Annotated in this window: 1 pseudogene; it reads right to left on the bottom strand. The window is 62.4% G+C overall.

From position 1 onward, the window contains the following. A pseudogene (locus tag AB4Y40_RS43030) lies at positions 1-210 on the bottom strand (peptide ABC transporter permease); the annotation flags it as partial.

Below are 210 nucleotides of genomic sequence, written 5' to 3'. Positions count from 1 at the left end.
CGTACCCGCCGTGCCCGTGAAGTCCACGGTTGTGCCACCCGTGTCCTTCGCCACCGTCACCATGCTCGTCGGCGAGGCTTGCCGCACCAGACCGATCGTGCCGTTGTTGATGTTGTTCGTCAGGTTCGTGATGTCGGTCGTGTTCTGCGTGACCTGCTGGTTGGTCGCGAAAAGTTCCGAGCCATTCACCGCGTCGGTCGACGAAGCCGT

This window comes from Paraburkholderia sp. EG287B (assembly GCF_040965595.1).
GTDB lineage: Bacteria > Pseudomonadota > Gammaproteobacteria > Burkholderiales > Burkholderiaceae > Paraburkholderia.
This window is presented reverse-complemented; position numbering and strand designations above follow the sequence as displayed.